This window comes from Vibrio cionasavignyae (genome assembly GCF_050337155.1).
Lineage (GTDB): Bacteria > Pseudomonadota > Gammaproteobacteria > Enterobacterales > Vibrionaceae > Vibrio > Vibrio nomapromontoriensis.
Window position 1 is genome coordinate 136,073 of the sequence record NZ_JAKJSR010000021.1, and the last position, 25,371, is coordinate 161,443.

Below are 25,371 nucleotides of genomic sequence, written 5' to 3' on the forward strand. Positions count from 1 at the left end.
ATAGTACATACCCACAGACATCAAAATGGCTCGTTAGTTAAACGAGCCATTTCTTATCTTCTGTAACTTTTCAATTAGCGTCTATTTATTGAGGCTTGACCACGCCGATACAGATTGGCTCTTCTGGCTCTTGTGGTGAATCTTGAAATATCACTTCTTTTTGAACATCTACGCTAAACTGGGGCCACTCATTCGTGAACCGAGAAAACGCACCATCATGGCAACCTTGCCCGGCATAGCCTAGTAGCAATACACCTTGCGCACGGATTTTGTCTGCGGTGATGTGACGGTTATAAACATTCGGCAGCGAATCGTTATTCCATTGATTCGTCATTTTTGGGTGGGGTGCGATATAAAACGTCAGCCATTCAGAAAGCTCACTGCCACCCACTAACGTAAGCTCTGAGTCGCTATTTTCATCCCAATACTGCTTCGCTTGATTGCTCAGTGTCTTAATACCAATAAAGTCTTGGCCAGCATTCTTCACGTTAAAAATCATCACCGAGGCATAACCAGTAATAATAACCAAAGCCATGACAGCGAGCACCTTAAAAGCACCACGTAACTGACCATGGATTTGCGTTGCTAGGAAGGCGACTAAGACGGCAGGCGCTGGCATGAAAAACGGATGTAACCACTCCACCAAACGTCCACCTTTATGGAAAGTGAACCAACCCATTATCACAATTAACGGCGCGAGTAGTACAAACGTGTTTAACCATACTTTCTCTGGAATAGAGGATCTAAAGCGAAACGCATTCTTGCCCAGCAACCCTGCAAGGAGAATAAACGGATAAAACACGGAAAGCAGCGCCAACCAACTACCTGGGCTTAACTGTGCCGATACTTGCCCACTCACCCACTTAAGTGAAGAGAAGTTATTAGCAAACAGCCAAAAGAAGTTTGGCAGTACCAGAGCAATAAATGCCGCAATTCCCGCGTAAAACATTGGTTGTTTCCATGCTTTGCGGACACTTGGCACTGCTAGGCTCACAATAAACACCATCGCGACCGGTGCGAAAGTGGTGTATTTCGCCATTGCAGAACAACCCGCAAGGATACCAAATGGAACCCACCACTTTGGATTCTCATACACCGCTTTGGTAAACATCAACAATAACCATGACCAAGAGCCAAACAACAAATAATTGTCGTTATATGGAATTGCCTCAAAGTTAATGACACCAGAAAGGTTCAGCGTTAATAGCCCCAACCATGCTAGAGCGACAGAATCGGTTAGTTTGTACGCCAAACGGTAACAACCGAGCATACCTAAGGCAATCACACTGAAATGACCGACATACCAAAACGCCGAGGCAAACTCTGTTGAAGGAGACACTAGAAGAACACGAGCAAAAAATCCAACAAACCAAGGGTTATTTGGGCTACCCCACTCACCGTTACTGGCCCAATTTAAGGCTTCAATCGCATCATAAGGTACGGCTGGGTCAAGTTGATAAGAGACAAATGCCCATGCAACGGCATAGATAAAGCACCAGATACCGGCCATTCGGTGTGAACGCTCTACCTCTTCGGCGCTTACGCCTTCTCGATCAAAACTTAAAATTGTTGTTAGCATTGGTTGAACTGACTCCCCGATACCTTTCATATCGCTGTTAACGTTTTTGGCTGTGAACTTTACGCAAAATAAACTCGAGACTAAACGGTGTTACGTCAATTCTCTGTAAATATCAATGCGATATATAAGTCACTAAAATATAGACGTAAATATTATAAAAAACACAAATAAAAGGCAGGTCTTTACGTGTATGGATTTGTCATGAGGTAAAGCTCAGCAATGACGTGAACACAAACGGATTGTCTATCTACTCAGCAAGCAGAGGTCTCAAGGGCCAATTGAGACCAAACTGACTGGTTGGGATCTGAATGATTAACCCAGGATTTATCCTCACGCGCTTCTAAATAACACTGAATACCATCAAATAATTGAAACGCTCTCGGCCCACCTAAGTGCTCATGTTCCTCAAAGAAGCGGTCTTCAAAGTGCGACAACTGATGAAGGGTCGCTATCGCTCGATTCATCATCCATGCGATGGCTTCAGCTTCAACCATGATGTTGTTGAGCCTCACTGTCTGAATAGTACTGACATCCACGCAATTCAGCTGCGTGTTTGGCAGTTTTTGGGCTTGGTCCGTTTCTCGACGTTGTTGCTCAACCTCACGTAACAATTGGCCTCTTAGTTTTTGTGTCGGCCTTGGATTTAATCGCGCAATTCGTAAACAGTATTCAAACTGCTCCTTACCTAGAATATCAAATAGACCAGTAAGCAGCGCTTCATCCACTCCCTCTGATTTCACATAGAAAGCCAAGGCTGACTTTACATTTAAAAACCGAGTGCCTTGAAATTCAAAAAAGAAAGTATCATCACACGACTCCACTGCAGTGCCGTCTACCGTCAGCATCCAGCCCTGAAAATCGACCCTTTCACGCGCAATTTCATACATTTTCCATGCGCTCGCTCTAAAACCTTCAAAAATCGCACCTTCTAGTTGCGACTGCTCCAGCTCTTCCTTGGTCCAATTTACACCGATACCAAGATGTTTCGCATACTTATTAAGAAGACGATCCTTTATATGCAAACGAAGCGGCCAAATCGTCATCGTTACTTTTTTATCGGTAAAAGAAGCGCACTCAGTACAAGTGGGCAACTCAATTCCGCCACTGATGGACAGAGGGCATCGTAACGTCCCACTGCTGGGCTCGCCACAAAACCAACATTGGTATCGTGATTCAAAAGGTATATCGATGGGAAAATAATCAGCCACGTTATTGGATCCTGAGCAGTAAATACGAAGTGCAAAGTACAGGGGATTACGAATAAGTGCGAGAATACAGGAAGGTGACTAGGCATGTCGATTCGGCTGGCGGATTTAGCGATATATTTAGCTATCTGGAGAAGTTATGCACGAAGCCGCGCTGGCGACGTAGCATTAAAGGTCTAAACAATGAGCCAGAGAAGACACTTCTCTGGCTCATTGTTAAATTATATTACCGATAGATTAGTGCGTTAAAAAGAAAACGCAAAACCTAGTGCATAGTCATCACCGTTTTTCGCAGTGTATTCTTTATCTTCATTACTCGTTTTTGGGCGACACTTTTCATCCCCCTTCACCAAACTTACCCAATGGCGAAGGCCCGTCCCATTGTACCCTTCTGCTTGTCCAAATGTTGTACAGCTTTCAAGCTGAATATCTTCAATAGTGACAAACTCAAGACATCCTGTACCTTTACGACGGCCCATTGTTACTTCTACATGCGTCCCACTTTCATCACGAAGTAAAATGGAGTCCGGAGCGCATTTATCACCGGTATAAGCGACAAAGCGTTTAGCATGCTTAAGGCCACAGTGCTGGCCATTTTTGAAATAAGCCTGTACATGACGGTAGTTAATTTCGTAGCTCACCACATCTTCATGAGAGCCATTATCTAGCGGGAATAAGGTATCAAGAAGTTGTTTCGCCATTTTTTGCTTTTGCGTCAGCTCATTAGATTTGACCATTTCCACGGCAAACACAGCTTCTGCGATAAAATTATGTGTGTGATGTTGTTCTGTTTTATCGAATGTCTGCATATTCATAGTCTATTCCTTCAAAGCTAATGGATAAAAACTTAAGCAAATCCCCTAAACGTTGGTGCTAATTCGTCATCGTTATTGCTTGTTAAATAGCATAGCGCTTTTTTGACAACAATTTCACAACGAAATTTTTACACTGTCAATTTTACAAAACCACTCTGTAAAAAACACACCATGAGCAACAAAAATATGAGCATTAAGAACTATTATTCAAAGAGTTATAACCTTCCCCACCCCTATCATGACAAAACCCGTTTTTATACAAGTTTGTAAAATTGTCAAAATCAACGAGTAACATTGGCCCTCGTTCATAAGCCTCGCTGCCATTCCTGACGCAGTGGAATCTGTTCTGGATGGTTAATAGCCAACTCGACTTTTTGCAACAACGCTTGCTTATCTCGGCCTAAAATGCCTTTCAATACTAGGTAATTAGACGCATGATCAGAGCGGAAAATTGTCTTTTCCAGCTGTAAGTTTTCTAACAAACAACGAATTTCAGCGAACAACTCTGGTTGCGTCAACTGACGAAACTCACCATTAAATGCCGTGGCAACACGTTCTTCGCCGAATGGAAAGGACACAACCAAGGTAGATAAGTAATCTGGTTGAGCTGCATTCATTAATTTCGCCGAGTTCAATGCATGTTGTTTGCTCAGAGCAGGACCACCAAGTCCATTCAAGATCATCACCGAACTTTTCATTCCGGCGGCTTTAATTTTATTAAGTGCCGCAAGCGAAGAGTCAAAGCTCTCGCCCTTTTGCACTCTCTTTAATACTTCGTCATCACCACTTTCACAGCCGATATACATTAAGCTAAGCCCAAGCTGGCGCAGCTCGGCCAACTGTTCTGTTGTTTTATTGGTTAGGTTGCGTGGTAAACAGTAACTGGAAATTCGCTGAACATGAGGCAAGTATTGGTTGATGAGTATACAAATCTCTTGCAGGCGACGAAAAGGTAATGTCATGGCATCACCATCAGCCAGAAATACCCGGTGAACTCGCGCGCCTGATTTTGCGATCACCTGTAACTCTTGCGCTATTTCTTCAAGTTTTTTCGGTCTGAATTTTTTCTGGGGCTGGGTGTACATATCACAAAATGTACATCGATTGTGGCTGCATCCATTCGTCACTTGAAGTATCAACGATTTCCACTCTGAAGGCGGTCTAAATACAGGTTCGATATAATTAAGCATAGGGCGATTCTCATTCCGTTAGCGCGCTGGTTGGCATCTATCGTACTTTCTATTGGCAAAATAACAAACTGCGGCTAATCACCCTAACTCTAATCGACAAAGCAAAATAACATCATTCTCGCCATTGCTCTGTTCTGCGCTGCTTCACAAACTCTCCTATCAAATTTTCACTCACAACAGAATAAATCTATATTGATACAAATAGTATCGATATATGGTAATTAAATATGCATGCGGTAGAAAATGTTGTGACAAAGATCGGAGAATCCCCGATATGGAAACCAGACACTAATAGTGTGGTATGGGTAGAAGCAGCAGGACAGGAGATCTACGAATACTCGCTAAGCACAAGGACACTGAATACGGTGACAACCCCATTTGATATCACTGCCATCGCACGTTGCGATGACAATGGATGGGTCTGCGCAAGCAAACAGGGACTATTTTATTGCTCAGTGAATTTCGATACATTCACCCCTCTCTCAGACCCTTGCTTCGATACTGCTCACCTCCATCTTAACGACGCTGTCACCTCACCAACGGGTGCCTTATGGTTTGGCTCCATGAATCACACTCATCTTGAAGCACCAGATGGCAAGCTCTATCAACTAACACAAGGCACGGCGAAAGAAATGGATTCAGGGTTTAGTGTTGCCAATGGTATTGCATTCAACCCCGTACTAAAGCGCGCCTATTGCTCCAACATGTTTCAACGGAAAGTCTATGAATACCAATTAGATGACACCATGAGCCGTATTCTCGATAAGTCCGTTTTTGTGGAGTTCGAACAAAGCAAAGGGTACCCCGATGGACTCGCCGTCGACCGTCAAGGCAACCTCTATATCTGCCACTGGGAGCGTGGCATGCTCTCTTATTATGCCCCATCACAGCAACAAATCGGCACTTCAACACTTATTAATGAAATCGACTTGCCAGTAAAGCACGCCACTCGCTGCACTTTTGGAGGTAACGATTTCAACACATTATTTGTTACCACAGCTAATTTTGAACTGAGCATTCAAGAAGCGCACCTTTACCCTCTATCAGGACAATTGCTTGTTTTAGATGCACCAACGCCAGGGCGAGAAGAGTTTTTGATTAATTCAGTCGCATTACCAAATTTGAAACACGTTATTGAACCGCTAACCAGTTGAAACTCGATGAAGACTCTGGGACTATAAAGCGGCTGTAGCCCACATCACCGCAGTTTACGTGGTATCAAAGGATGTCATTATAGGGTTCGCCATTAAAAGGAAGCAAAGGTGTCGGAAAAAGTAAATTCAGTTGATCGTCTTATCAATGTTATTGAACGTATTAGTGAAGCGAAGAGCCCTATCGCCGCCTCTGATATCATCTTTGAATCTGGCATCCCAAAACCCACTTGCCATCGTTTGCTTCAACAACTTGAAGAAGCTAACTACGTTCAACTGGATGAACGAGGGCACTTTTACCCAGGTTCTCAAATGCTGTCCATCGCCTTGGATGTAAGATGGACCAACCAACACAAGTTACAACGTCAAGCCATCCTACATGGTCTGTCCCGTAAACTTAAAGAAACCTGTGGTTTAGCGCTAGCTAATGACGACGCTAACCCGCACATGGTGTATTACGATCGAATTCAAACTAACTGGCCACTGCAAATCGTCATCCCTGTTGGTTTTCCAACGCCTTTATGGGCATCAGCCAGTGGTAAGCTGTTCTTAAGCACTCTCACCCCACCACAACTTCGTCGTGTTCTAAGTAAATTAGAGCTATCTCAATGCGCCAAAAACACCGTTATCGACAAGCAGCGTCTTAAAAAAGAGCTCAATACCATTCAACGACGCGGATACAGTGTCGATGATGAAGAGTTTATCGACGGCATGGTCGCGATAGCCCTGCCGCTTTATGATCAGCTAGGTAATTTTATGGCTGCGTTATTTTGTCACTGTCCTAAAAGCCGCAAAAGTGTCGCCGACCTTGAAAACTACCTCCCTATTTTACGAATAGCACAACAGAGTTTAGAGGCGGTTTATCAAAACATGAAGTTGTCAGCCGATAGTAAAGAGTAATTCGCCAGCATAAGTAGAATGGTCACCCAACGCTTACCCTGTTCAGAAAGACTTAACCATTGGATCTTGCTGACTGCTATCTGCCCCTTCTCTAGTAAGGACACACACTTTCGCCCTCTAGCTGGGACGCCCTCTAGCTGGGACACACACTTTAAATACTCAAAATGAAAGGGCTCAATGGACACTCATCTTGATAATGACTCCAAACAAATGTCCCCTCTAAGACTCCAACAAGGGCTCAGGCTATAACAAGGACACACACTTTAAATATTCAAAATGAAAGAGCTCAATGGGCACTCATCTTGATAATAATCCCATACAAATGCCGCCCCCTTTAAGGTACTGGGCCGATGTCTTTCATGAATTAAGAGACCATTTCCGGGCTATTTACCAGTTTGACGGTATAAACTGTTCTTAGCGCATTCCATCAGGCCTGCCAATGACCAGTGTTCCACTGAAATAACCGAAGACACGGGGAGAGTCAGCTTTTTAGCTATTCGAGTTGATAAATCTGTATTCTTTGTTTGTTCAGAGCAAGCTTAGCACTCTGGGCCTGAGCATAACTACCTATAGCAGTAGAGCGGGGTTTTTCCAATGTCCTACATACTGATAACCAACGTCTTTGATTGAAGCCCAAACGAGCCAGAATAGGCGGTTGATTATCGTCCATACGGGTCTTTCCTTTTCGAAATTGGCGTGCTGTCCAATCAACTAAATCAATGTAATCAATCAGGCGAAACGGAATACCATCTAGCATTTCATTCGTTGGGTTGCCAATAAAGGGATGTAAACACGGAGCTGTAGCCAAATTTTTACTCAGCGCAACGATTCTGGCTTTTATAGAAGTAAACTCCGATGTTTCAGGGGTGTTAGCAATGCCCGCTCGAATAGGATTCAAATCCACGTACGCCATCGCCGCGACAAGCGCTTTTTCATCAAGTAGCGCTTGGCTTTTGAAGCGGCTTTCCCAAAAGTGGCCCGTGCAGCTGTCTTCTCGGTTCGCCCTACATGCTATATCGTAATTAAGCTCTTTCATGAACCAACTTAAGCTCCATAGTCTTTCCCGCCATGTTTCTATGAGCTCAAGACACTTGTCTTTTTCTGCTTGGTTAGTGAGTTGCTTATTCCGCCAACGCTGTATGAGTACGGGCAATTGATGCTCTCGCGCCCAATGCTCAACTACATCGTGAAGCGATAACGCTAGCGCTTTGTCTTTCTTAATGTGCAACACCAAGTGGTAATGATTACTCATGATGGCGTAGGCGCAAACATCAATGCAGTATACCTGTGTCAGAGCGTGAATTTTTCTCTCAATCCACTCTCTTCGATGTTCGTAGCTAGTGTTGGTCAAAGGGTCTTCACCGCACAAAAAACTTCGCCTCACACAACGTGATACGCAGTGGTAATAAGAGGTCACATCAACAGAGATGAGCTGTTTTCTGGCTGTTGTCACAATAGGATCCGCTATGAAGGTTTTAAGTACCTTAGCAGCTCTCTTTCAACGGAAGTGTCGGTGAATAGGCGAATTAGACAAAATCAAACTAATTTCATACTTTTGTGTCTGTCCTTTGATTTTCTACAGCCACTACTTCTGCGGTGTGTGTCCCTACTAGTCCTACTAGTCCCGCTACTAGTGCTGTTAGTGTTGAGAGCTATCCGCAGTTCAACTCATCTAAGGTAAAGTCCAATATTTCCTTCGCAGCAGACTGCAATTCTGGAAGGTGCGTTTTTAGCTGCTCTAACGAAATGCGAAAGCTAGGGGCATGACAAAACAAATACCCAAAACTCAGCTCACCAGAGCTAATGGGTACAGATATGGCAACCATACCATCAACAAATTCTTCGTTATCTTCACCAAAACCTTGTTCAGATATGCGCGCCAATTCTTCGAGAAATAGACCTTCGTTGGTGATGGTTTTTGAGGTGTATTCTGTAAGCCCCATATGCTGAACTACGTTCTCACGAATCGTGGCATCAAGTGATGATAAATAGAGCTTACCCGACGCGGACGCAGCGATTGGAGCAAGACTGCCTTCTGCCAAGTTAATTTGCAGCGGCCAATTACAATTGACGCGCTCAAAATAAATCATCTCGATACCGTTCGGCACTGAAATCCCACACGTTTCTCCAATACGGTCAGAAAGTCTCTGTAATACAGAGGTACGTTGCTCAGAAAAACGCTGATTTTTCAAAATGTCATGAGATAGCGACTGAAGATTGGGCCCCGCGATTACTCGACCTATTATGTTTTCTTGAAGATGACCTAATGAAATAAGCTGATTAATCAATTTATTAGCAGAAGCAATAGGCATAGCCAAATGTTCCGCTATCAATTCTCTATTGAGTTGACCTCGACTTTTGGCAACGACCGCGACAACTTGCAACACTCGGTCTAAAGTGGAGCCTTTAGTCGCACTTGCTGAATGAGCTCTAGTTGAATCGACTTGCTCTTGATTGGCTTTTATTGCGCTGGCTTTAGTTGCACTGGCTTTAGGTGAATTCGAAGTGACCATAAAACTGAGTTCTTCCTTGAAACGATATTCAATAGACTTAGATAGCCTATTGGTTTTATTAGGTAAGTGCAACTCAACACTTAGCCTAATTCAAGAACGATCGAACTCAATAACAAAATAAGGGCTTACCTTATAGTAAGCCCTTCAGGGTTTAGTGTTGAACGAGTGCCGCGTTCCCCCAACTTGCGTGATCGTACCCGTTACCATTGCCACTATCATTCACTTTAAGCGACAGCGATATGGCGTCTACGGGGATATCAACAGACACGACTTCTGCGGTGTCTGTCCCTGTTAGTGTTGCACTCTGATAATACAGCACACCATCTAATTCTACTTGGAACACCACCGAGCCAGAGTTACCCACTTCATCATCAACGCCGATGCTCGCAGAGAAACGACTGTACTGACCCGCAGGAATAGTGTAGTTAACAGTGGAATTAGCATGAACACCAAGACCTTTCGCAAAGGTCTGTCCTCCAATCGAGAGCGTCGTTCCGTCTTGCGCAGCTTCTTCTCCATTACTCATATCTTTTTCGATTGAGCCCCAGCCGTTAGTCGACGAATCTTCCTGAAGGTCACTCAAATAGACAGTTGTTGGAACGCTTGGGCTACTGCCAGGGTCTTCGGTCATGAATAAATTACCAGTGCCGTTATCCGAAGGATGAATCCAATTGGTCCCCCCATCTGGATCATAGGCAAAAGCAAATCCTGTATGAGGACCACTCCCCCCATTACCGTTACTTAATCTGAGTTCAAACTGGTGCCAACCTGGAGAGAGGTTAAGATTGGTAGTGGACACTCTATCACTCCAAAGATCACTACTTAATACCAATTGGCCATCTATCCAAAGGCGCGTCTTGTCATCGTTGTTCTCACTAAACGAAATTTGCCCATCAGCATCGTAGATATAACCGGTATACACCTCTGTAGTATTGCCTGCAATGGCATCTTCGGTTTCACTCAAGTTGGTTGTAATGGCGGATTTAGGATTGGGATCCGTATCATTGATATTGCCAGAAAGCGTGCCATAAAACAGACCAGGAACTGCGGAGCTAGTACCATCACTAGGGGTACGCAGCTTTGCATCTCCCCAAGAACCATGATCACTGCCAACGCCATCACCCGCATCGCTTACCACCAGCTTTAACTCTTGCGCGCTACTACTTATATTCACTGCCACATACTCAGCGACATCGCTACCACGTAGAATACTACTTTGGTAGGCCATGACGCCGTCAAGCCACACTTCAAAGACCACCGAACCTGAACTGCCCGTTTCATCATCCACGCCAATAAAAGCCGTGAACTGGTCGTAATTGCCTCCGGTCAGACTATAGGTAATTTCAGAATGGGCATGAACACCAAGGCCTTTTTTAAATTCACTCCCCCCAATAGAGATTACTTGCCCATCTCCTGCGGCATTTTCCCCTACGCTGGTATCTTTCTCGATCGGCCCCCAACCATTCGTTGCCGCTGATTCATTTAAGTCACTTAAGTAGGTATAAGCTGTCGCTTGTGGCGGCTCTGGGACGACAATGTCTGGCCCTTCATATTCAATCTGCTCAAGATATGCGACAAGTGCTGCTCTTTCGGTACTATTGGACACCGTATGCTGTGTCCCGATTTGCAATACATCATCGAGTGTCGCAGCCTGTCCGTTATGGAAGTACGGCGCACTACTCCAAACCCCAATAAGACTTGGAGTATCAAAGCCAACTCCAGCTAACGGAGCATTGATACCTTGCCCTGATGACGCTTCAATGGTGCCAACATCATGTCGCTGCATGTCGGTAAAATACACGCCAGAGTGACAGCTATCGCAACTTTTCGAACTAAACAATGCTTCGCCAGTCAATGCATCAGCCGTCAATAAACCCGAAGGCTCTCGATGCGGACTTTTCGGAAATTGGTTTAAGCTGCTCACATAGAACGCCAAGTTATCTAAGTCTTCACTTTTGCCCGATTTAGATACGCCTAGAGGGTTTTCTGCCAGAGTAAACAAGGCATCCACCATAAAGCCGCGTCCACCAAACGCATAACGGATATCGTTTTCAAAATCTTGAATCTCATCGAAATTGGCAGTCCAATGCACTCGACCGTTACCAGTCCCTGTTTTACCTAGAAGTGAGATAGTATTTCTTAGCCCCTCACCTCGATCTGTGAAATCCCATACTCGATGATCACTATCGCCATCAGCGTGACAACTTGCGCAAGAAATATAGCCATCTTGCGTCATTCTGGCATCGGCGGCGTTATAGAATATTTGTTTCCCTCGCAATACTCTTGGATGTAACGCTTCATTAGCCACAACCGAAACCTGAGCGAGTGTTGAAATATCACCTCGGTCAGAAAGAAAGGTGGTGACATCGTGGACAGACACCGTTCTTGACATAAAGTTATGGACAAATAGTGTTGAGCCAGATAGCAATAATCCACGTGGTGCAAGCCCGGTATCGAAAATCTCCCCCGCTCGATTTAGATTAAAGGTATTACGAATTTCAATACTATTTTGACCTTCAACAGCAATAAAAACCAAGTCGCCAATATCACTAAATACGGCGGCTTTGGGTTGCGCTCGGTCATCGATATCAAGCGCATTCGCCATCACTGTATTGGTATTAAGATCGAGTCTATTCACGACCGCCCTTACCGTCGTCTCAAAGGTTAACGCTTTCGCGTCATCCCCCTCAAGATACGCACCGCGATCGACGTTAGCTTTGTTGGATGGTAACCAAGCACTGTAGCCATCAGGAGAAATCGCTACCGAACCTAGGTAATTCGCAATGCCTCGGCTTCTGTCTGGTCCATCAACCGTGGTGGTATCTTTGCTAATGAGGTAACTCTGGTCAACGGTCATTGTTGAGGCATCAACAGCAACCACTTCAGCGTTAGATTGCGGAGAAATAAAGCGGGTCACTAAAGCCCGAGAAGAAGCACTGTCTATCGCTAATCCACGAGCGCTATGCCCCACATCAGCCGTCGCCACGATACTTTTCAAACTTGGGTCAATTTTAACCAGTTGGCCACTCGCTTGAAGAGAAACAAAAGCGTTGCTTCCATCTGGGGAGAATGCAATACCATAGGGTTGTGAGCCTCGTGGCAGAGCAATATTTTCAACAAATAGTCCGGCGTTAGTCACGATAGAAATCGTAGCGTCTACTTGATTCACCACCCAGAGATTGCCATTAGGTGCTACCGCCAAGGTTCTTGGCTGATCACCGACTGCGGTTTCCCACAACTTAGCATAAGGCGCCACATTACTGATCGCACTTATCGTGTCATTATCTTCATTGACCACCACCACTTGGCCTGCCGACTCAACAATAGTAGAGGAGGCAGTGGGTGAGGTAGCGGTTGGCTCTCGGTACACCGTAATCGGTACCGATTGGCTACTTTCAAATACCCCGTCAACCGTGGTTTCTTTGACCGTCACAACTGCCGACCAATGATTCGGCTGACCATACACATAATCGGCATTCCCACTCGCAGAGAACGGCGTCGAATTCCCTCCATCACCAAAGTTCCACGAATACTCTACAGTGCCACCTAGCAAAGGGACGGTTGAGGCAGAAACACTCACGCTACTGCCTAACGTCACTTTATCGTTCGCCGACACCGAAACGTCATGCCCGACTTGAGAGCCTGTAGCAAATCGATACTCAGTGCGCGCCATTGGATTGCCAGCAAAGTCTTCGATTCCTTCAAGCACAACTTCATAAATGCTATCCGCCTCTAGGCTTTGCGATGGAGTGAAGTGAACAAAACCTAAGTTGGTGCTGTATTGGCCTTGAAGGGGTGTCACACTGCCAATTTTTGTTACGGTAAATGAACTACTATTGACTGATTCCATTAGCACACTGTCTGACAGTGCAACACCAATCCGGGTTGATAGTGGTTGCAAGGTCGAATCAATCGCTGGATTGGCCGCAGAAATATAAGGCGGCACCTGGTCGGCGGTACTTTGATGAGCAATCAGCCCACTTCCCGACCCATGGTCATTCCCCACCCAGACTAGGTTACCAAATGGAAACACTTGCCCATGATCGGTGTTACTGCTCGTCGCATTAAGAGAACTTCGCCCTAGCTCGCGAATGTTATTGATATCACTCACATCTAACACCGCGATGTCGTCTTGATTACCCAGAAACAATTTATTGTCTTGCACGTTGCAGTAAAGGTTTTCAAAGCCTGTAAGCTTTTCGTTAACCAAACTCATTGGGTTGGTGGTCGTATCATAAACGCGCAATGCATCATTGGTACTTCGAGCACCAAAATAGGCGTATTTGCCATCCCAACAGGACGCATAGTATTTTTCAGGAAGTCGATTCACCGTCTTCACTAATGTTGGATTGACTGGATCATCGATATTCAGCATAGAGAAACCCGCCGTCCCTTCCATGCTTGAGATAAACATACGGTTACCCAATGCAAACAGAGGCCCAATATTAAAGCCACCCAGTTCAGAGTTTGCGACCGTTTTCACTAATGTGGGATTGCTCATGTCGCTGGTGTTAACGATACTGAGCCCAGCATTACCACGAGCGATATAAAGGTAAGGTGCTTGCCAGAAAAGTTGCCACGACACATTGTTATAATCACCAAAGTTCACCCCTGATATCGCGAGCTTTGATAAGCGAATTGGGTTTGCAACATCAGACCAATCCCAGATTTCAATACCCTTACCCGTCTGAATAGCAATCGTATTGTTTTCACCTAAACCAAACGAATGTGGCTCTCTAAACTCAGCCGTTCTTAATCCATCTCCAGTGCGGTTCAAATTAGCTAAATCTGGCTCATACACCGTTTTCACTAACTGCATGGATTTTGGGTTAGAGACATCCAGCGCAATCCACCCACCGGGGCCACCGCCACTGTCGGGGGCAAATACACCAACCATATAACCATTAAGCATGGTCATAACGTTGACACCGTAATGTTTTCGTCCAGGGTAATCAGGTGGCAAAAAGTTGGTGGTATCATCGACAAGCGGACTCGATACATGAGTAAATGCTTCAGATGAACCATAACTTAGATTACCTAAGCCGGGGCCTTGTGCAGCATACGCTGCGGCAATAAACGAGGTACTGCATAACCCCGCTAATACACTGCTTACAACAGGGCGACGCCATGTCTCTTTAGACTTATCCAGACTAATAGCTGGTTTTAAGCTAAGGGACTTTATTAAGCTAAGGGACTTGATCAAGCTAATGGCTTTCATCGCCTTCTCCTTGTTTTTATGGTCATTAAACAAAGCTCACTTTTCTACGAAAAGTGAGCACTTAAAAACATGAAGAGGACAGGATCGCCAACCGATTCAATCCAAACTCAATTAGCCAATCTCGTGACCGCTAACTCAATTTAAGCAAACCTACCGCACCCCTCATCACGTCAATGCGTTATCTCGCTATTTCATAGTCGGCATGACGAATTCGGCTTGTGATTGGGTCGCCTCTTTTGAGCCAACTTTGACATCAGACTCAGGCCAGCGAGTGGTGATGGTTTTCATTCGAGTAAAGAATCGAACGCCATCTGGGCCATGCATGTGAAGAGGGCCAAATAATGAACGTTTCCAGCCGCCAAAGCTATGGAAGGCCATAGGCACAGGAATTGGGACATTAACCCCCACCATACCGATTTGAACATTGGTGCTAAAATCACGCGCGGTATCACCGTCGGCAGTGAAAATGGCCGTCCCATTGCCATACTCGTGGTCATTGATGATCTTCAACGCCTCTTGATAACTGTCGACTCGAACAATGCACAATACCGGACCAAATATCTCTTCTTGGTACACCGTCATGTCCGTGGTGACATTGTCGAATAACGTCCCACCAACGAAAAAACCGTCACTGGATTTCGCCAGCTCCAAGTCTCGACCATCCACCAATACACTCGCGCCTTGCTCGACCCCTTTTTGGATGTAACCACAGACTTTTTGTTTATGTTCTTTGGTGATAAGCGGCCCCATGTCGTTTTCAACCGACTGGCCGTAACCAGGTCCAACCTTGAGCGTGGCGAGTTTATCCTGCAGATGGCGACCTAAGGCATCCCCTGTTTCTTTGCCTACGGCAACGGCAACCGAAATCGCCATGCAACGCTCCCCCGCGGCGCCATACGCTGCCCCCATTAATGCATTGACTGCGCCATCAATATCCGCGTCAGGCATCACCACCATATGGTTTTTTGCACCACCTAAGGCTTGCACTCGCTTGCCATATTTTGCGCCTTCAGAATAGATATATTCAGCAATAGGGGTTGAGCCAACAAAGCTCACGGCTTGCACTCGTTCATCTTGAAGGAGTGTATCTACGGCTTCTTTATCACCTTGCACCACGTTAAACACACCATCAGGTAAACCCGCTTGTTTGAGTAACTCAGCAAGAAACAATGGCGCGGAAGGGTTTTTCTCTGACGGTTTAAGAATAAAGGTATTGCCCGTCGCGATGGCGATCGGAAACATCCACATCGGTACCATCACTGGAAAATTGAAAGGAGAAATACCAGCCACAACACCCAGTGGCATCATTTGAGAATGCGAGTCCACGCCAGTGCCGACATTTAAGCTGTGCTCCCCTTTTTGTAGATGGGGAATGCCGCATGCAAACTCAACGACTTCTAAACCGCGGGTGATTTCTCCTAACGCATCACTGAACACTTTGCCGTGTTCACGGCTGATGATATTGGCCAGTTCCTCGCGATTTTCTTCAAGTAACGCTTTGAATTTAAACATCACTCGAGCACGGTTGAGAGGTGTCGTTGTAGACCAAGAACGCAGTGCTACCTCTGCGTGTGAGATCGCTTGCGTCACTTCATTGCTGGTACTGAGCCCAACGTGGTCTTGCACTTGCCCTGTTGCAGGATCAAACACAGGCTGCTGCCTTTCTGACTGACTTTCAACACGTTGGTTGTTTATGAAATTGCTAATCATTTTATCTTCCTTGTCTGTATTTTTAGGCTTAATTTGTAATGGGCTCATTTGGGTATGAACTATTGGACGTAGACACAATTACCTGGACATAGACTATTACCTGGACATAGAAACAGTTACCACGCCGCTTTGTATAGCTCGATAACGGCCTCTTTATCTGGAATTCTTGGGTTGTTATTGGGCGAACCGGACGCCAATGCTTGTTCGGACATGATGTCGAGATTTGACCAAAACTCCTGTTTATCGATACCAAAGTCACGCATCGAAGGGACAGACAGGTCTTGGTTGATTTGTTTAAGCTCTTTCAATAATGCCTTCACCGCATCATCTTCATTGCTTAAGGCATCAGCCACTCCCATCGCACGAGCACACTCGGCGTATCGGGTTTTCGCAGCAGGAATGGAATATTCGGTCACCGTTGGTAATAACATGGCGTTACTCATGCCGTGAGGTACATGAAAATGCGCACCAATAGGACGACTCATACCATGCACAAGCGCGACGGAAGCGTTAGAAAAGGCCACACCCGCTAATGTCGCACCGAGCATCATCTGTTCTTTCGCGTCTTTGTTGTCTGGGTTATTTACCGCTTCACGTAAGTTTGGCGCGATGAGCTTCATCGCCAACAAAGCTTGTTGATCGGTAAACAAACCCGACTTACCACTGACATAGGCTTCAATGGCATGCGTCAGGGCGTCAATCCCAGTATCTGCAGTAATTCTCTCTGGGGCTGTCATGGTTAGAGTGAAATCGATGATGGCAGCGGAAGGAATTAGGCCGGGTCCCATACACAGCAATTTTTCATCATTAGACTCATCGGTAATAATGGTCACTTTAGTCACTTCAGAGCCGGTTCCAGCCGTAGTTGGAATAGCAATAAGCGGCATGATGGGAGACGTAACGATATTAGGTACGCAGTAATCACGAATTCGCCCTTGGTATTGGGCTAACAAAGCAATGGCTTTGGCACTGTCGATAACGCTCCCTCCACCCAACGCAATCACCCCATCATAACGACCATCGATGACCTTACTGACTGCTGGCAATATCGACGCTTCCGTCGGCTCAGGAATCGTATCGGTAAACACATCAGCCTCCACGCCAGCTTGGTTGACAATCGACTTAAGTTGCTCAACTTGTCCGAGCGTTTTCATGACGGGATCGGACACAATCATGACTCGCTGGCAACCAAGCTGAAGCGCAATCTCTCCAGCTCGCTGCGTGGCGCCCTCACCCACTTCCAAAAACTTCGGTAAAACAATAGATTGACTCATAATTCACCTCACAATTTATATCGATACAATATGTATCATTATTTGAAAATCCATATTCTGGGCGTAATAACCCCACCACCGTAATATCGTGGTTGAACTAGAATTAGCCGTTATTTATTCGCTCGTGATTAGCTTAACAAGGTCAGCGCGTTTCTTAGTAAGCCATATTTTCGGTATCGCGCAGCAAAAAATTCTCCACGCTTGTGGTTTGGTTCAAATCGTCGTTGAGTATCTTGATCTGCTTGAGCGCGCCTATCACTTTTGTCGGTATTCCCTACGCTCGCAAGTGCTAACATCGCGACCCCTTTTGCGCCCACTTCATCGCAGCCACCAGGGGTTACGGTAACACCTAGCACATCGGCAAATAGCTGACACCAATACTCACTTCTCGATGCCCCGCCACTTATTGCAATACAATCTACTTGATAACCAGTCTCTCGTAAGCGCTCGATATGCTCAAGGTGAGCGAAAACGATGCCCTCATAAAAGGCGTAAACGATGTGTATATCTTGATGCCAGCCTTTAAGTCCAAACAAATTGGCCGATGGGTTATCTTGATGGGTTGACCCATATAGATAGGGATGAAAGATTGGCAGAGAATGGGTCAGCTCAACGTCTTCGAGCTGACGATTAAACTGCTCGAAAATAGTAGTGCCTGACTCCGCTTCACGCGCTCTTTTATCCGAGAAGAAGCGTTCCACCAGCCACTCTAAATTGGATGCTGAACAGGTACTGGACTCAATGGCCAAATAACGGTCTTTGGAAAACTTACACGCCATGAAAATACTTTCTGGGGGCAGCGAGTCTGTGACTACCTGATTAATATTCCACGTTCCTGCCACCACAGAAGTCGCACCAAGTTGGCTTGCCTCAGATCCGTAGGCACAAGCCACAACATCAAATAGCCCGGCAATCACTGGAGTACCGGCTTTCAGCTTAGTTAGGCTTGCCACACTATCTGTCACCGATCCTATCACCTGATGACTTTCATAAATTGACGGCAGTTTGGCGCGAATATCAGCCAGATCGTAGCAGTTAAGCAACTCTTCTGAAATCATGTCACGTTCAAAATCAAACAAGCCAGATGCGGTAATGTCACCCCATTCTGTCGCACATTCACCCGTTAAGCAGAAGTTGACGAAGTCTTTGCAAAACAGTACCTGACCAATTTGCTGGTAAACACTAGGTTGATGCTGTTTCAGCCACAGCAACAGTGTCGCGGTCTGCGATGACCAAGCCCCCTGTCGATTTCTTGTTTTTATTTCTTGAAAACGCGCTGAGCACTGGAGTTCTTGTACCACCTTCTCCGCGCGATTATCCAATGATTTAATGGCTAGTAATGGCGACTTATCGTGGTTAAGAAGATACAGTCCATTGCCATGTCCACTGGTACCAATTGCCACTACGTGCTGACTATCAATGCCCGTTTTTTCAATAAGTTTTACAATAACGTTAGCGCAAATCTGCCAACATTCATTCATGTCTGCTTCAGTAAAATCTGGGCAGGGGATATGAGTCGGATAATTATTGGCGACCGTTGCTATTTCATGACCATTCTCATTAAATAGCGCCGCTTTAATCGCTGTATTACCACAATCGATTCCTATTGCGTATGACATCCTATCCCCCTCCTACACCGACTACTTGTCACCAATATAGATGTTCATTGCATCTGTTGTGGATGCATCGTTATGAATCATGGCCATCAACGCATCAACAACGCGGCTTGGGTTTGGGTGCTGATAAATGTTACGCCCATACACCATGCCCAGTGCGCCTTGATCGAGCAATGCTCGGGCTTTACTAAATACTGATTCGATATCTTCACGGCCTCCACCGCGAACGAGCACCGGACAACGTGCCGCTTCCACCACTTTATGGAAGTCTTCGGCCTGTGCCGTCGGATCGGCTTTAATAATATCTGCGCCTAACTCGCGAGCCATCCGAACAAGAGTCACAATTTTTACGCAATCACCGTCGACCATATAGGCCTGACCTTGTCGATTAGGTTGCATCACCAAAGGCTCAACCATAAGCGGCATCCCATACTTCTCACATTCCGCTTTAACTCGGCTAATGTTCGCCACACATTGTTTAAACAAATCCGGCTCATCTGGAAGCATAAAGAGATTAACCACAACGCACGCTGCATCCATTTGAAGCGCCTGTATCAACGGCTGCTCAGAGTTTTGTAGCAGCGCCCACATATGACGATGACGCTCGGCATTGTAAGGATTACCTAAATCAATGCGCATCACTAATGCTGGCTTATCTTTACCGTCCACGTTTTGCAGTAAATCTGCTTGGCCAGCATTCATCTGAATCGCATCAGGTCTTGCCTCAACAAGCTGATTAACCACTGAAGACATGTCTTCTAGTCCATCCAAAAATGATGGCTCATTGCAGACACCGTGATCAATCGCAACGTCTAAGCAACGTCCTTGGTTAAACAGGCGGTTCATCCTGACTTTACTGGTTAAATACATACTCTTCTCCATCTAGTAATTGTTCATTTTCCGTAACGGTAGGTGTTAATTGGCTGTTCTGAGGACGTTGTGTCACATCGAGCGACACACCGTGGAACTGTAAGAGCACTTGTTTCGTGTGGGCTCGGTCTGAATCACGCTCACTTTGCTGCCAACCAAAATAGTCAGCAACAACATCTGACACTTCATCAAAACTGTGTTGAGAAAGCTGCCCTTCAATCGCAATAGAAGTGCGACGCAGTAATACATCTAAGGTCGTCGAGACAGACTCATGCTCTAGAATGTAGCTCAACTCCCCTTTTGTGTAGGAAGGCAATGCCGCAAGAGGCACATCTTTAAAATCAACCAGCCATGTAAGTAACGTTGCGCAGTGGGTGCCATAACGCTGAAACCAAATCTTGATCTGCTGGCGAGTATAATGAGGGTGTAACGCGGCTAACTCATCGATATAGGCATGCTGAGCTTCCTGCGTGACGGGGTAACCATTACCACCACCAATGGCTTTTTGTTTCGTGCTGCATTGCCTTGGTTTCCCTAACGACACCAGCAAGTCATCGGCGACTTCTTCCCCAAACGCACGAAACGTGGTCCATTTACCGCCAATGAGAGAATAAATGTCGACCCCATCCACCTTGTCTTTTTTGATCGAGTGACTTCTAGGGATCTGCCCCGTAGTTGAAGTATTCACTGACGGCAACGGCCTGACACCGCAAAATTGATAGACAATTTGCTGTTTATGAATCGTCAGTTTGGGTAAAACACCTCGTAGAGACTCCAAAATGTAGTCTATTTCTTCATCCGTGCATCGCACCGAATCAGGATCACTGACCGGAATATCTGTTGACCCAACCAGTACCTTGTCAAAATATGGAAATAAAATGCAAACACGCCCTTCGCTGTTTTCATAAAACAGCATATTGTCATCAAGCTCTGCCAACAGTTCGGGGTTATCAACAATAATATGAGAGCCTTTTGTGCCCTGCATATACTGGCTAGGCGCTGCCAAAAGTCCGTTGGTAAAGTCCACCCAAGCCCCGGTAGCATTGACGATTCGTCCCGTTGTGAGCCTGACTGACTCTGCCAATTTCTCGTTCTCTATAGACAATTGACCGTTTTGAAATTGTGATACCTTGCAGTAATTCAACGCCGTCCCACCCGCCGCAACACCTTCTTGGATTAACTCCATGGCGAGCCGTTCCGGTGAGCTAATCCACGCATCAAAATACGTGGCACTGCTCTTCGCCCTAGCGGCCATCATCGGCCAACGTTGATGGGTTGAGTGAGCAGAGTGCATTTTGTGACTAGGCATCAGCTGATCACGTTTAGTAAACCAGTCATATAGGCTCAACCCCAACTTGATCACGACAGAACCACGCTGTGACGGCTTATCTTTAAGACCAAGAAACTTGAACAACCCATCAAACATACCCGACCATGTGGAATAGATAGGAATGGTGGTTTGTAAAGGCGCAACAAAATGCGGTGCATTATCGAGAAGTCGATTTCGCTCATACAAGGCTTCTTTGACTAACCCAAACTCGCCATTTTCGAGGTAACGCAACCCGCCGTGAATCATTCTTGAAGGAGCCGCACTCGCTTTTGAGCAAAAGTCGTCCTTCTCGACCAACAGCACTTTTACGCCCTGCAGCGCGAGTTCACGAAATACACTGATCCCATTAATCCCCCCACCAATGACAACGGCTTCAAACTCTTCATTCTCTGTTAACTGCCTAAAGGCTTCTGCGCTATTTTTCATTGTTGCTCCCTGCCAACGGTTTCTGCTGTCCTTGCATCGTGCTTCATGTCTTTAGCTCCATGAAGCCGACCGACGAAACAGACTATTAAGCCAATTCTAATTCGCCAAAAAACTCATGGGACTTGGCGTCAATGAATTTCACTTCTTCTTGGGACAAAACCACACTGCCAGCCGCTGCATTTTCAATCGCTTGCGCTGAGTTACGGGCGCCGCACAACGCATACGTGATACCAGGTTGTTGTAGCGTGGCCGCAATGACTAACTGCGCGACACTGACATTTTTTTGGCGAGCAATCGGCTCAATCGACTGACAAAATTTCTGCACCCAACGACGATTTTCAACCGTAAACATGGGGTCAGTAATTCGTTGATCGTCTCCGGTAAATACGCGCTCTGGTGTGACTTTGCCACTCAGCAAACCCATGGCGAGAGAAGAGTAACTCAGACAAGAGACGTTGCTCTGAATAGTGCTCGGCAATAGTGTTTTTTCCAACTGACGCTCAATCAAGTTGTATTTTTCCTGAACCGCATCAACCACACCACATTGTTGATATTGCTCTAAGTCGAGCTGATTGGCGTTGCTGATACCAATCGCTCGAATCTTACCGGCTTTCTTTAACGCCAATAACGCATCCATTGTTTCTTCAACGGGTGTGGTTGGGTCTTGCCAATGGGTTATGTACAAATCAAGATAGTCGGTTTGAAGACGTCTAAGGCTTTGCTCTACTTCATGTTGAATCGCGTCAGCACCTAGGTAACGATGCACTGGCTTACCATTTTCATCAAAGAAATGATTGCCCTTATTGGTATGCCAGACTAGGCCGCACTTAGTCGCTAACACCACTTGGTCACGACGCCCTTTAATAGCTTTACCCACCAGCTCTTCAGATACCCCTAAACCGTAAGCGGGCGCGGTATCAATAAGGGAAATGCCGTTATCTAACGACGCGTGAATGGCATCGATAGACGCTTTTTCATCCGTTCCACCCCACATCCAACCGCCCATTGCCCATGTTCCTAACCCGATGACAGAGGCTTCAATTCCTGAGTTACCAATTTCTCTTGTTTGCATGTTCATTCCCTATTCTGCTTGTTCTAAAACACTGGCGACGGTGTCTTCATCTGAGACTAATCCATTAATCAGTCCACCTCTCAGTGCGGCCAACACAGCCGACACTTTTGAACGCGTTGCCGCCACTCCAAAACTGTGCTCAATATTGCTAAGCTCTTGTAAGCTAAGACCAATCAGTTTTTTATTAATATGCTCTGCACATTTATCTCCGTGCGCGTCATAAAGATGAGCTAACACCTCTCCTTTACACTGCGCACTGATCATTAATTCCGTGTCATGACCACTAAGCGATCGTAAATCATAGTAACTGTCACTTTCGCTGGCCACCGACCCTATGCCGACCAAAGCAATATCAGCGCTACGTGCCAAATCAAGTACCGCTTTTACGCTGCGCATCTCCATTAAGATGGTGCGTTGCTCGTCGGTATCGACGAATAACGGCGCATGTAGCTGAGTGCTCGTGCCGCCCAGTTTCTCGGCTAATTTACTCGCAAGATAATTCACATCAGTAAAGTGATGTCCCTGAATCCCCCCGGTAGCTGGCACAACACGAACGTTGGGAAAGCTCATCGGTTTTATTTGATCAACAATCTGCGCCATGGTTTTACCCGCACTAATGCAAATAACACTATCGGGTTTGATGGTTTCAATCAGTAGTTCACCGGCGGTCTGCGCGACTTGGCGCGTGACCACTTCATCATCTTGACTGAGGCTGGGTTGAATCACCGCTGTCTTAATTCTGAAATGTTCGATCAGTCGTTGCTCTAAAGTGTGCGTCCTTTCTTGCGGGAGCTTTAAGGTAATTTCAACCAAGCCATCATCGTGGGCTTGTTTTATGACTCGATTCACTTTTGCCGTGGACAGACCAAGCTGCTTTGCAATATCTGATTGACTGCGATTTTCCATATAACGCAGTGTCAGAACCTTTGCAGTTTGTCTTAATATGTCGTCACGTTCGTTCATCGTCATATCCCTACCTTTGTTTACTTCCTACCGTCTTTATTAAGACCTCACACCTTATCTTTTTACGACGCTATACATCATCAGACTCGTTAACAGGATGTGAAATTTATTTCATCTGAGTAAAAAGTAATCATAGAAAACAACTTTTACAAGTTAAAATGATACCAAACGTATCGTTTTGGTTATTTAAGTGCGACAGATCACAAATAACAACCAAACTGATACGTATTGTATCGATATGGGATTGACCGGTTACATTTTGTTCACTACCTTTTAACACGTGAAATATATTTCAACAGTCTGAAAGATAATTCACATCATCAAGAACAACGTGTTGTGCTGCTTACTGCTGATAAAAGACAAAACATAGCTTGCTAAAGACAAAGGTGTTTTTCTAAAGCAAAGCAGCAGTTGCTCCTAAGACGACGAGTGAATACCCAATAAAAAATGGAGAAAATTATGAAGTCAGTGACTTTGAAAAAGATATTTACTAAGGGACTTATTACTACGAGTATTATTGTCGCTTCAAGCCTAGCTGCCACAACACAAGCAAATGAACGAATCGCGTTTTTCGTTTCCGACTTGTCGAATGTTTTTCATCAATCTCAAGCAACTGAAGCAAAGCGCTATGCAAAAGAGAAATACGGCGCAGAAGTGGTGATCTTCGATGGTAAAGCAGACTCTGCCGTCATGACACAAAACGTCGACCAAGTTGCGGCGGGTGCGTTTGATGGCGCTTCTTTACATATTTGGGATGGTGAAGCGGCAACACCTGGTGTTGAAGAAGCATTAGAAGAAAATATTGCCATGACCTCTTTCTTTAGCCCTATTACCGCCACCGGTATTCCTACGGCACGTAGTGATGAAGCAACGGTGTCGTTTGATATGGGTGCGCAAATGGCAAAAGCGTGGAAGCAAGCCAACCCAGACAAGCCAATTGTCATGGTGCAACTAGGTTGGCCAAACCACACCGAGGTCAGCTCTGGTCGAACTAACCCGTTTGCTAAGGGCGTGTTATCGGTGGACCCTACCGCGAAAAACTTAGGAGCTCTTGATGCCAGTGGCGGTCAAGAAGCGGCCAAACAAATCGTTGTTGACCTTCTTACTCAACAACCAGAAGTTAACCTCATTTACTCCGAAGCGTCTAACTTAACGGTAGGCACAATGGCTGGCCTGTCGCAACTCGGTCGCGGTAAGTTCAAAGATGGTAAGCCGGTTACTGAGATTGTGGCGAGTGTGGATTTTGATTCGGTTGAATTTGGTCAAATCTACGATCCAGAGTCAAGCTTAAAAGTCTCTATGGGCCTACCACCAATTGAAACTGCTCGCGGTCGTATCGATTTAGTGATGGATGTGATCAATAAGAAAGTTGAACCAACCAAAGATGAAGCAGAAGAGTTCTTCTATAAAGCTTATACCATCTCATATTGGTCAATGCCAAAGCCAGATGCTGAACAATGGCTAGACGCACAATTTAGCAACTAACCCTCGCTCAAGGTCGGCCACAACTCGGCTGACCTTGATTCTCTTAATATATTC

At 45.6% G+C, this 25,371-nt stretch carries 17 protein-coding genes; 3 read left to right on the forward strand and 14 right to left on the reverse strand.

What is annotated here, in order from left to right:
* Positions 1-85 precede the first annotated feature (85 nt).
* The 4 genes from L4D74_RS17320 to L4D74_RS17335 all read right to left on the reverse strand — a co-directional run bounded on the left by L4D74_RS17320 (position 86) and on the right by L4D74_RS17335 (position 4,789).
* Complete coding sequence (locus tag L4D74_RS17320) at positions 86-1,579, reverse strand: ArnT family glycosyltransferase (RefSeq protein ID WP_428753553.1); 1,494 nt, start codon at positions 1,577-1,579, stop codon at positions 86-88.
* A gap of 251 nt (positions 1,580-1,830) precedes the next feature.
* Complete coding sequence (locus tag L4D74_RS17325; protein WP_428753555.1) at positions 1,831-2,787, reverse strand: hypothetical protein; 957 nt, start codon at positions 2,785-2,787, stop codon at positions 1,831-1,833.
* Positions 2,788-3,029: 242 nt separating this feature from the next.
* Positions 3,030-3,599, reverse strand: coding sequence for an aldolase/citrate lyase/malate synthase family protein (locus L4D74_RS17330; protein ID WP_428753557.1), 570 nt, complete (start codon positions 3,597-3,599; stop codon positions 3,030-3,032).
* 305 nt (positions 3,600-3,904) lie between these two features.
* Positions 3,905-4,789, reverse strand: a complete 885-nt coding sequence (locus tag L4D74_RS17335; RefSeq protein ID WP_428753559.1) for a radical SAM protein — start codon at positions 4,787-4,789, stop codon at positions 3,905-3,907.
* A 227-nt stretch (positions 4,790-5,016) separates the two neighbouring features.
* Here L4D74_RS17335 and L4D74_RS17340 point away from each other — a divergent pair, with 227 nt between their 5' ends.
* Entirely contained in the window at positions 5,017-5,943 is a 927-nt protein-coding gene (locus L4D74_RS17340) for an SMP-30/gluconolactonase/LRE family protein (protein ID WP_428753561.1), read from the forward strand.
* A gap of 108 nt (positions 5,944-6,051) precedes the next feature.
* The gene (locus tag L4D74_RS17345) at positions 6,052-6,840 is read left to right on the forward strand and encodes an IclR family transcriptional regulator (RefSeq protein ID WP_428753563.1); all 789 of its coding nucleotides are present in this window, start codon (positions 6,052-6,054) and stop codon (positions 6,838-6,840) included.
* 493 nt (positions 6,841-7,333) lie between these two features.
* On the opposite strand, the gene L4D74_RS17350 is transcribed toward L4D74_RS17345, so the two are convergent.
* From L4D74_RS17350 to L4D74_RS17395, 10 genes are all read right to left on the reverse strand, one after another.
* Entirely contained in the window at positions 7,334-8,293 is a 960-nt protein-coding gene (locus L4D74_RS17350; protein ID WP_428753564.1) for a transposase, read from the reverse strand.
* Between the two features lie 199 nt (positions 8,294-8,492).
* Positions 8,493-9,353 (reverse strand): IclR family transcriptional regulator, encoded by an 861-nt coding sequence (locus L4D74_RS17355; protein ID WP_428753565.1) that lies wholly within the window; start codon positions 9,351-9,353, stop codon positions 8,493-8,495.
* A 151-nt stretch (positions 9,354-9,504) separates the two neighbouring features.
* Complete coding sequence (locus L4D74_RS17360; RefSeq protein ID WP_428753567.1) at positions 9,505-14,571, reverse strand: NPCBM/NEW2 domain-containing protein; 5,067 nt, start codon at positions 14,569-14,571, stop codon at positions 9,505-9,507.
* Between the two features lie 186 nt (positions 14,572-14,757).
* The gene (locus L4D74_RS17365) at positions 14,758-16,281 is read right to left on the reverse strand and encodes a CoA-acylating methylmalonate-semialdehyde dehydrogenase (protein WP_428753568.1); all 1,524 of its coding nucleotides are present in this window, start codon (positions 16,279-16,281) and stop codon (positions 14,758-14,760) included.
* 116 nt (positions 16,282-16,397) lie between these two features.
* Positions 16,398-17,555 (reverse strand): iron-containing alcohol dehydrogenase, encoded by a 1,158-nt coding sequence (locus L4D74_RS17370; RefSeq protein ID WP_428753569.1) that lies wholly within the window; start codon positions 17,553-17,555, stop codon positions 16,398-16,400.
* Between the two features lie 128 nt (positions 17,556-17,683).
* On the reverse strand, positions 17,684-19,174 hold the full coding sequence (locus tag L4D74_RS17375; RefSeq protein ID WP_428753571.1) for an FGGY-family carbohydrate kinase: 1,491 nt from the start codon (positions 19,172-19,174) through the stop codon (positions 17,684-17,686).
* Positions 19,175-19,195: 21 nt separating this feature from the next.
* The gene (locus L4D74_RS17380; RefSeq protein WP_428753572.1) at positions 19,196-20,041 is read right to left on the reverse strand and encodes a class I fructose-bisphosphate aldolase; all 846 of its coding nucleotides are present in this window, start codon (positions 20,039-20,041) and stop codon (positions 19,196-19,198) included.
* Positions 20,025-21,797: a glycerol-3-phosphate dehydrogenase/oxidase gene (locus tag L4D74_RS17385; RefSeq protein WP_428753573.1), complete on the reverse strand. Its 1,773-nt coding sequence runs from the start codon at positions 21,795-21,797 to the stop codon at positions 20,025-20,027. The genes L4D74_RS17380 and L4D74_RS17385 overlap by 17 nt, the downstream gene beginning before the upstream one ends.
* A gap of 85 nt (positions 21,798-21,882) precedes the next feature.
* The gene (locus L4D74_RS17390; protein ID WP_428753575.1) at positions 21,883-22,869 is read right to left on the reverse strand and encodes an aldo/keto reductase; all 987 of its coding nucleotides are present in this window, start codon (positions 22,867-22,869) and stop codon (positions 21,883-21,885) included.
* A gap of 9 nt (positions 22,870-22,878) precedes the next feature.
* Positions 22,879-23,838: a sugar-binding transcriptional regulator gene (locus L4D74_RS17395; RefSeq protein ID WP_428753576.1), complete on the reverse strand. Its 960-nt coding sequence runs from the start codon at positions 23,836-23,838 to the stop codon at positions 22,879-22,881.
* Positions 23,839-24,291: 453 nt separating this feature from the next.
* Here L4D74_RS17395 and L4D74_RS17400 point away from each other — a divergent pair, with 453 nt between their 5' ends.
* Positions 24,292-25,317: a sugar ABC transporter substrate-binding protein gene (locus L4D74_RS17400; protein WP_428753578.1), complete on the forward strand. Its 1,026-nt coding sequence runs from the start codon at positions 24,292-24,294 to the stop codon at positions 25,315-25,317.
* Positions 25,318-25,371: the final 54 nt, after the last annotated feature.

Excerpts from the sequence above, each read along its gene's own strand:
- L4D74_RS17320 (WP_428753553.1), bottom strand. The coding sequence starts at position 1,579 with ATGCTAACAACAATTTTAAGTTTTGATCGAGAAGGCGTAAGCGCCGAA.
- L4D74_RS17330 (WP_428753557.1), bottom strand. The coding sequence starts at position 3,599 with ATGAATATGCAGACATTCGATAAAACAGAACAACATCACACACATAAT.
- L4D74_RS17335 (WP_428753559.1), bottom strand. The coding sequence starts at position 4,789 with ATGCTTAATTATATCGAACCTGTATTTAGACCGCCTTCAGAGTGGAAA.
- L4D74_RS17340 (WP_428753561.1), top strand. The coding sequence starts at position 5,017 with ATGCATGCGGTAGAAAATGTTGTGACAAAGATCGGAGAATCCCCGATA.
- L4D74_RS17355 (WP_428753565.1), bottom strand. The coding sequence starts at position 9,353 with ATGGTCACTTCGAATTCACCTAAAGCCAGTGCAACTAAAGCCAGCGCA.
- L4D74_RS17360 (WP_428753567.1), bottom strand. The coding sequence starts at position 14,571 with ATGAAAGCCATTAGCTTGATCAAGTCCCTTAGCTTAATAAAGTCCCTT.
- L4D74_RS17365 (WP_428753568.1), bottom strand. The coding sequence starts at position 16,281 with ATGATTAGCAATTTCATAAACAACCAACGTGTTGAAAGTCAGTCAGAA.
- L4D74_RS17370 (WP_428753569.1), bottom strand. The coding sequence starts at position 17,555 with ATGAGTCAATCTATTGTTTTACCGAAGTTTTTGGAAGTGGGTGAGGGC.
- L4D74_RS17375 (WP_428753571.1), bottom strand. The coding sequence starts at position 19,174 with ATGTCATACGCAATAGGAATCGATTGTGGTAATACAGCGATTAAAGCG.
- L4D74_RS17380 (WP_428753572.1), bottom strand. The coding sequence starts at position 20,041 with ATGTATTTAACCAGTAAAGTCAGGATGAACCGCCTGTTTAACCAAGGA.
- L4D74_RS17385 (WP_428753573.1), bottom strand. The coding sequence starts at position 21,797 with ATGAAAAATAGCGCAGAAGCCTTTAGGCAGTTAACAGAGAATGAAGAG.
- L4D74_RS17390 (WP_428753575.1), bottom strand. The coding sequence starts at position 22,869 with ATGCAAACAAGAGAAATTGGTAACTCAGGAATTGAAGCCTCTGTCATC.
- L4D74_RS17395 (WP_428753576.1), bottom strand. The coding sequence starts at position 23,838 with ATGACGATGAACGAACGTGACGACATATTAAGACAAACTGCAAAGGTT.
- L4D74_RS17400 (WP_428753578.1), top strand. The coding sequence starts at position 24,292 with ATGAAGTCAGTGACTTTGAAAAAGATATTTACTAAGGGACTTATTACT.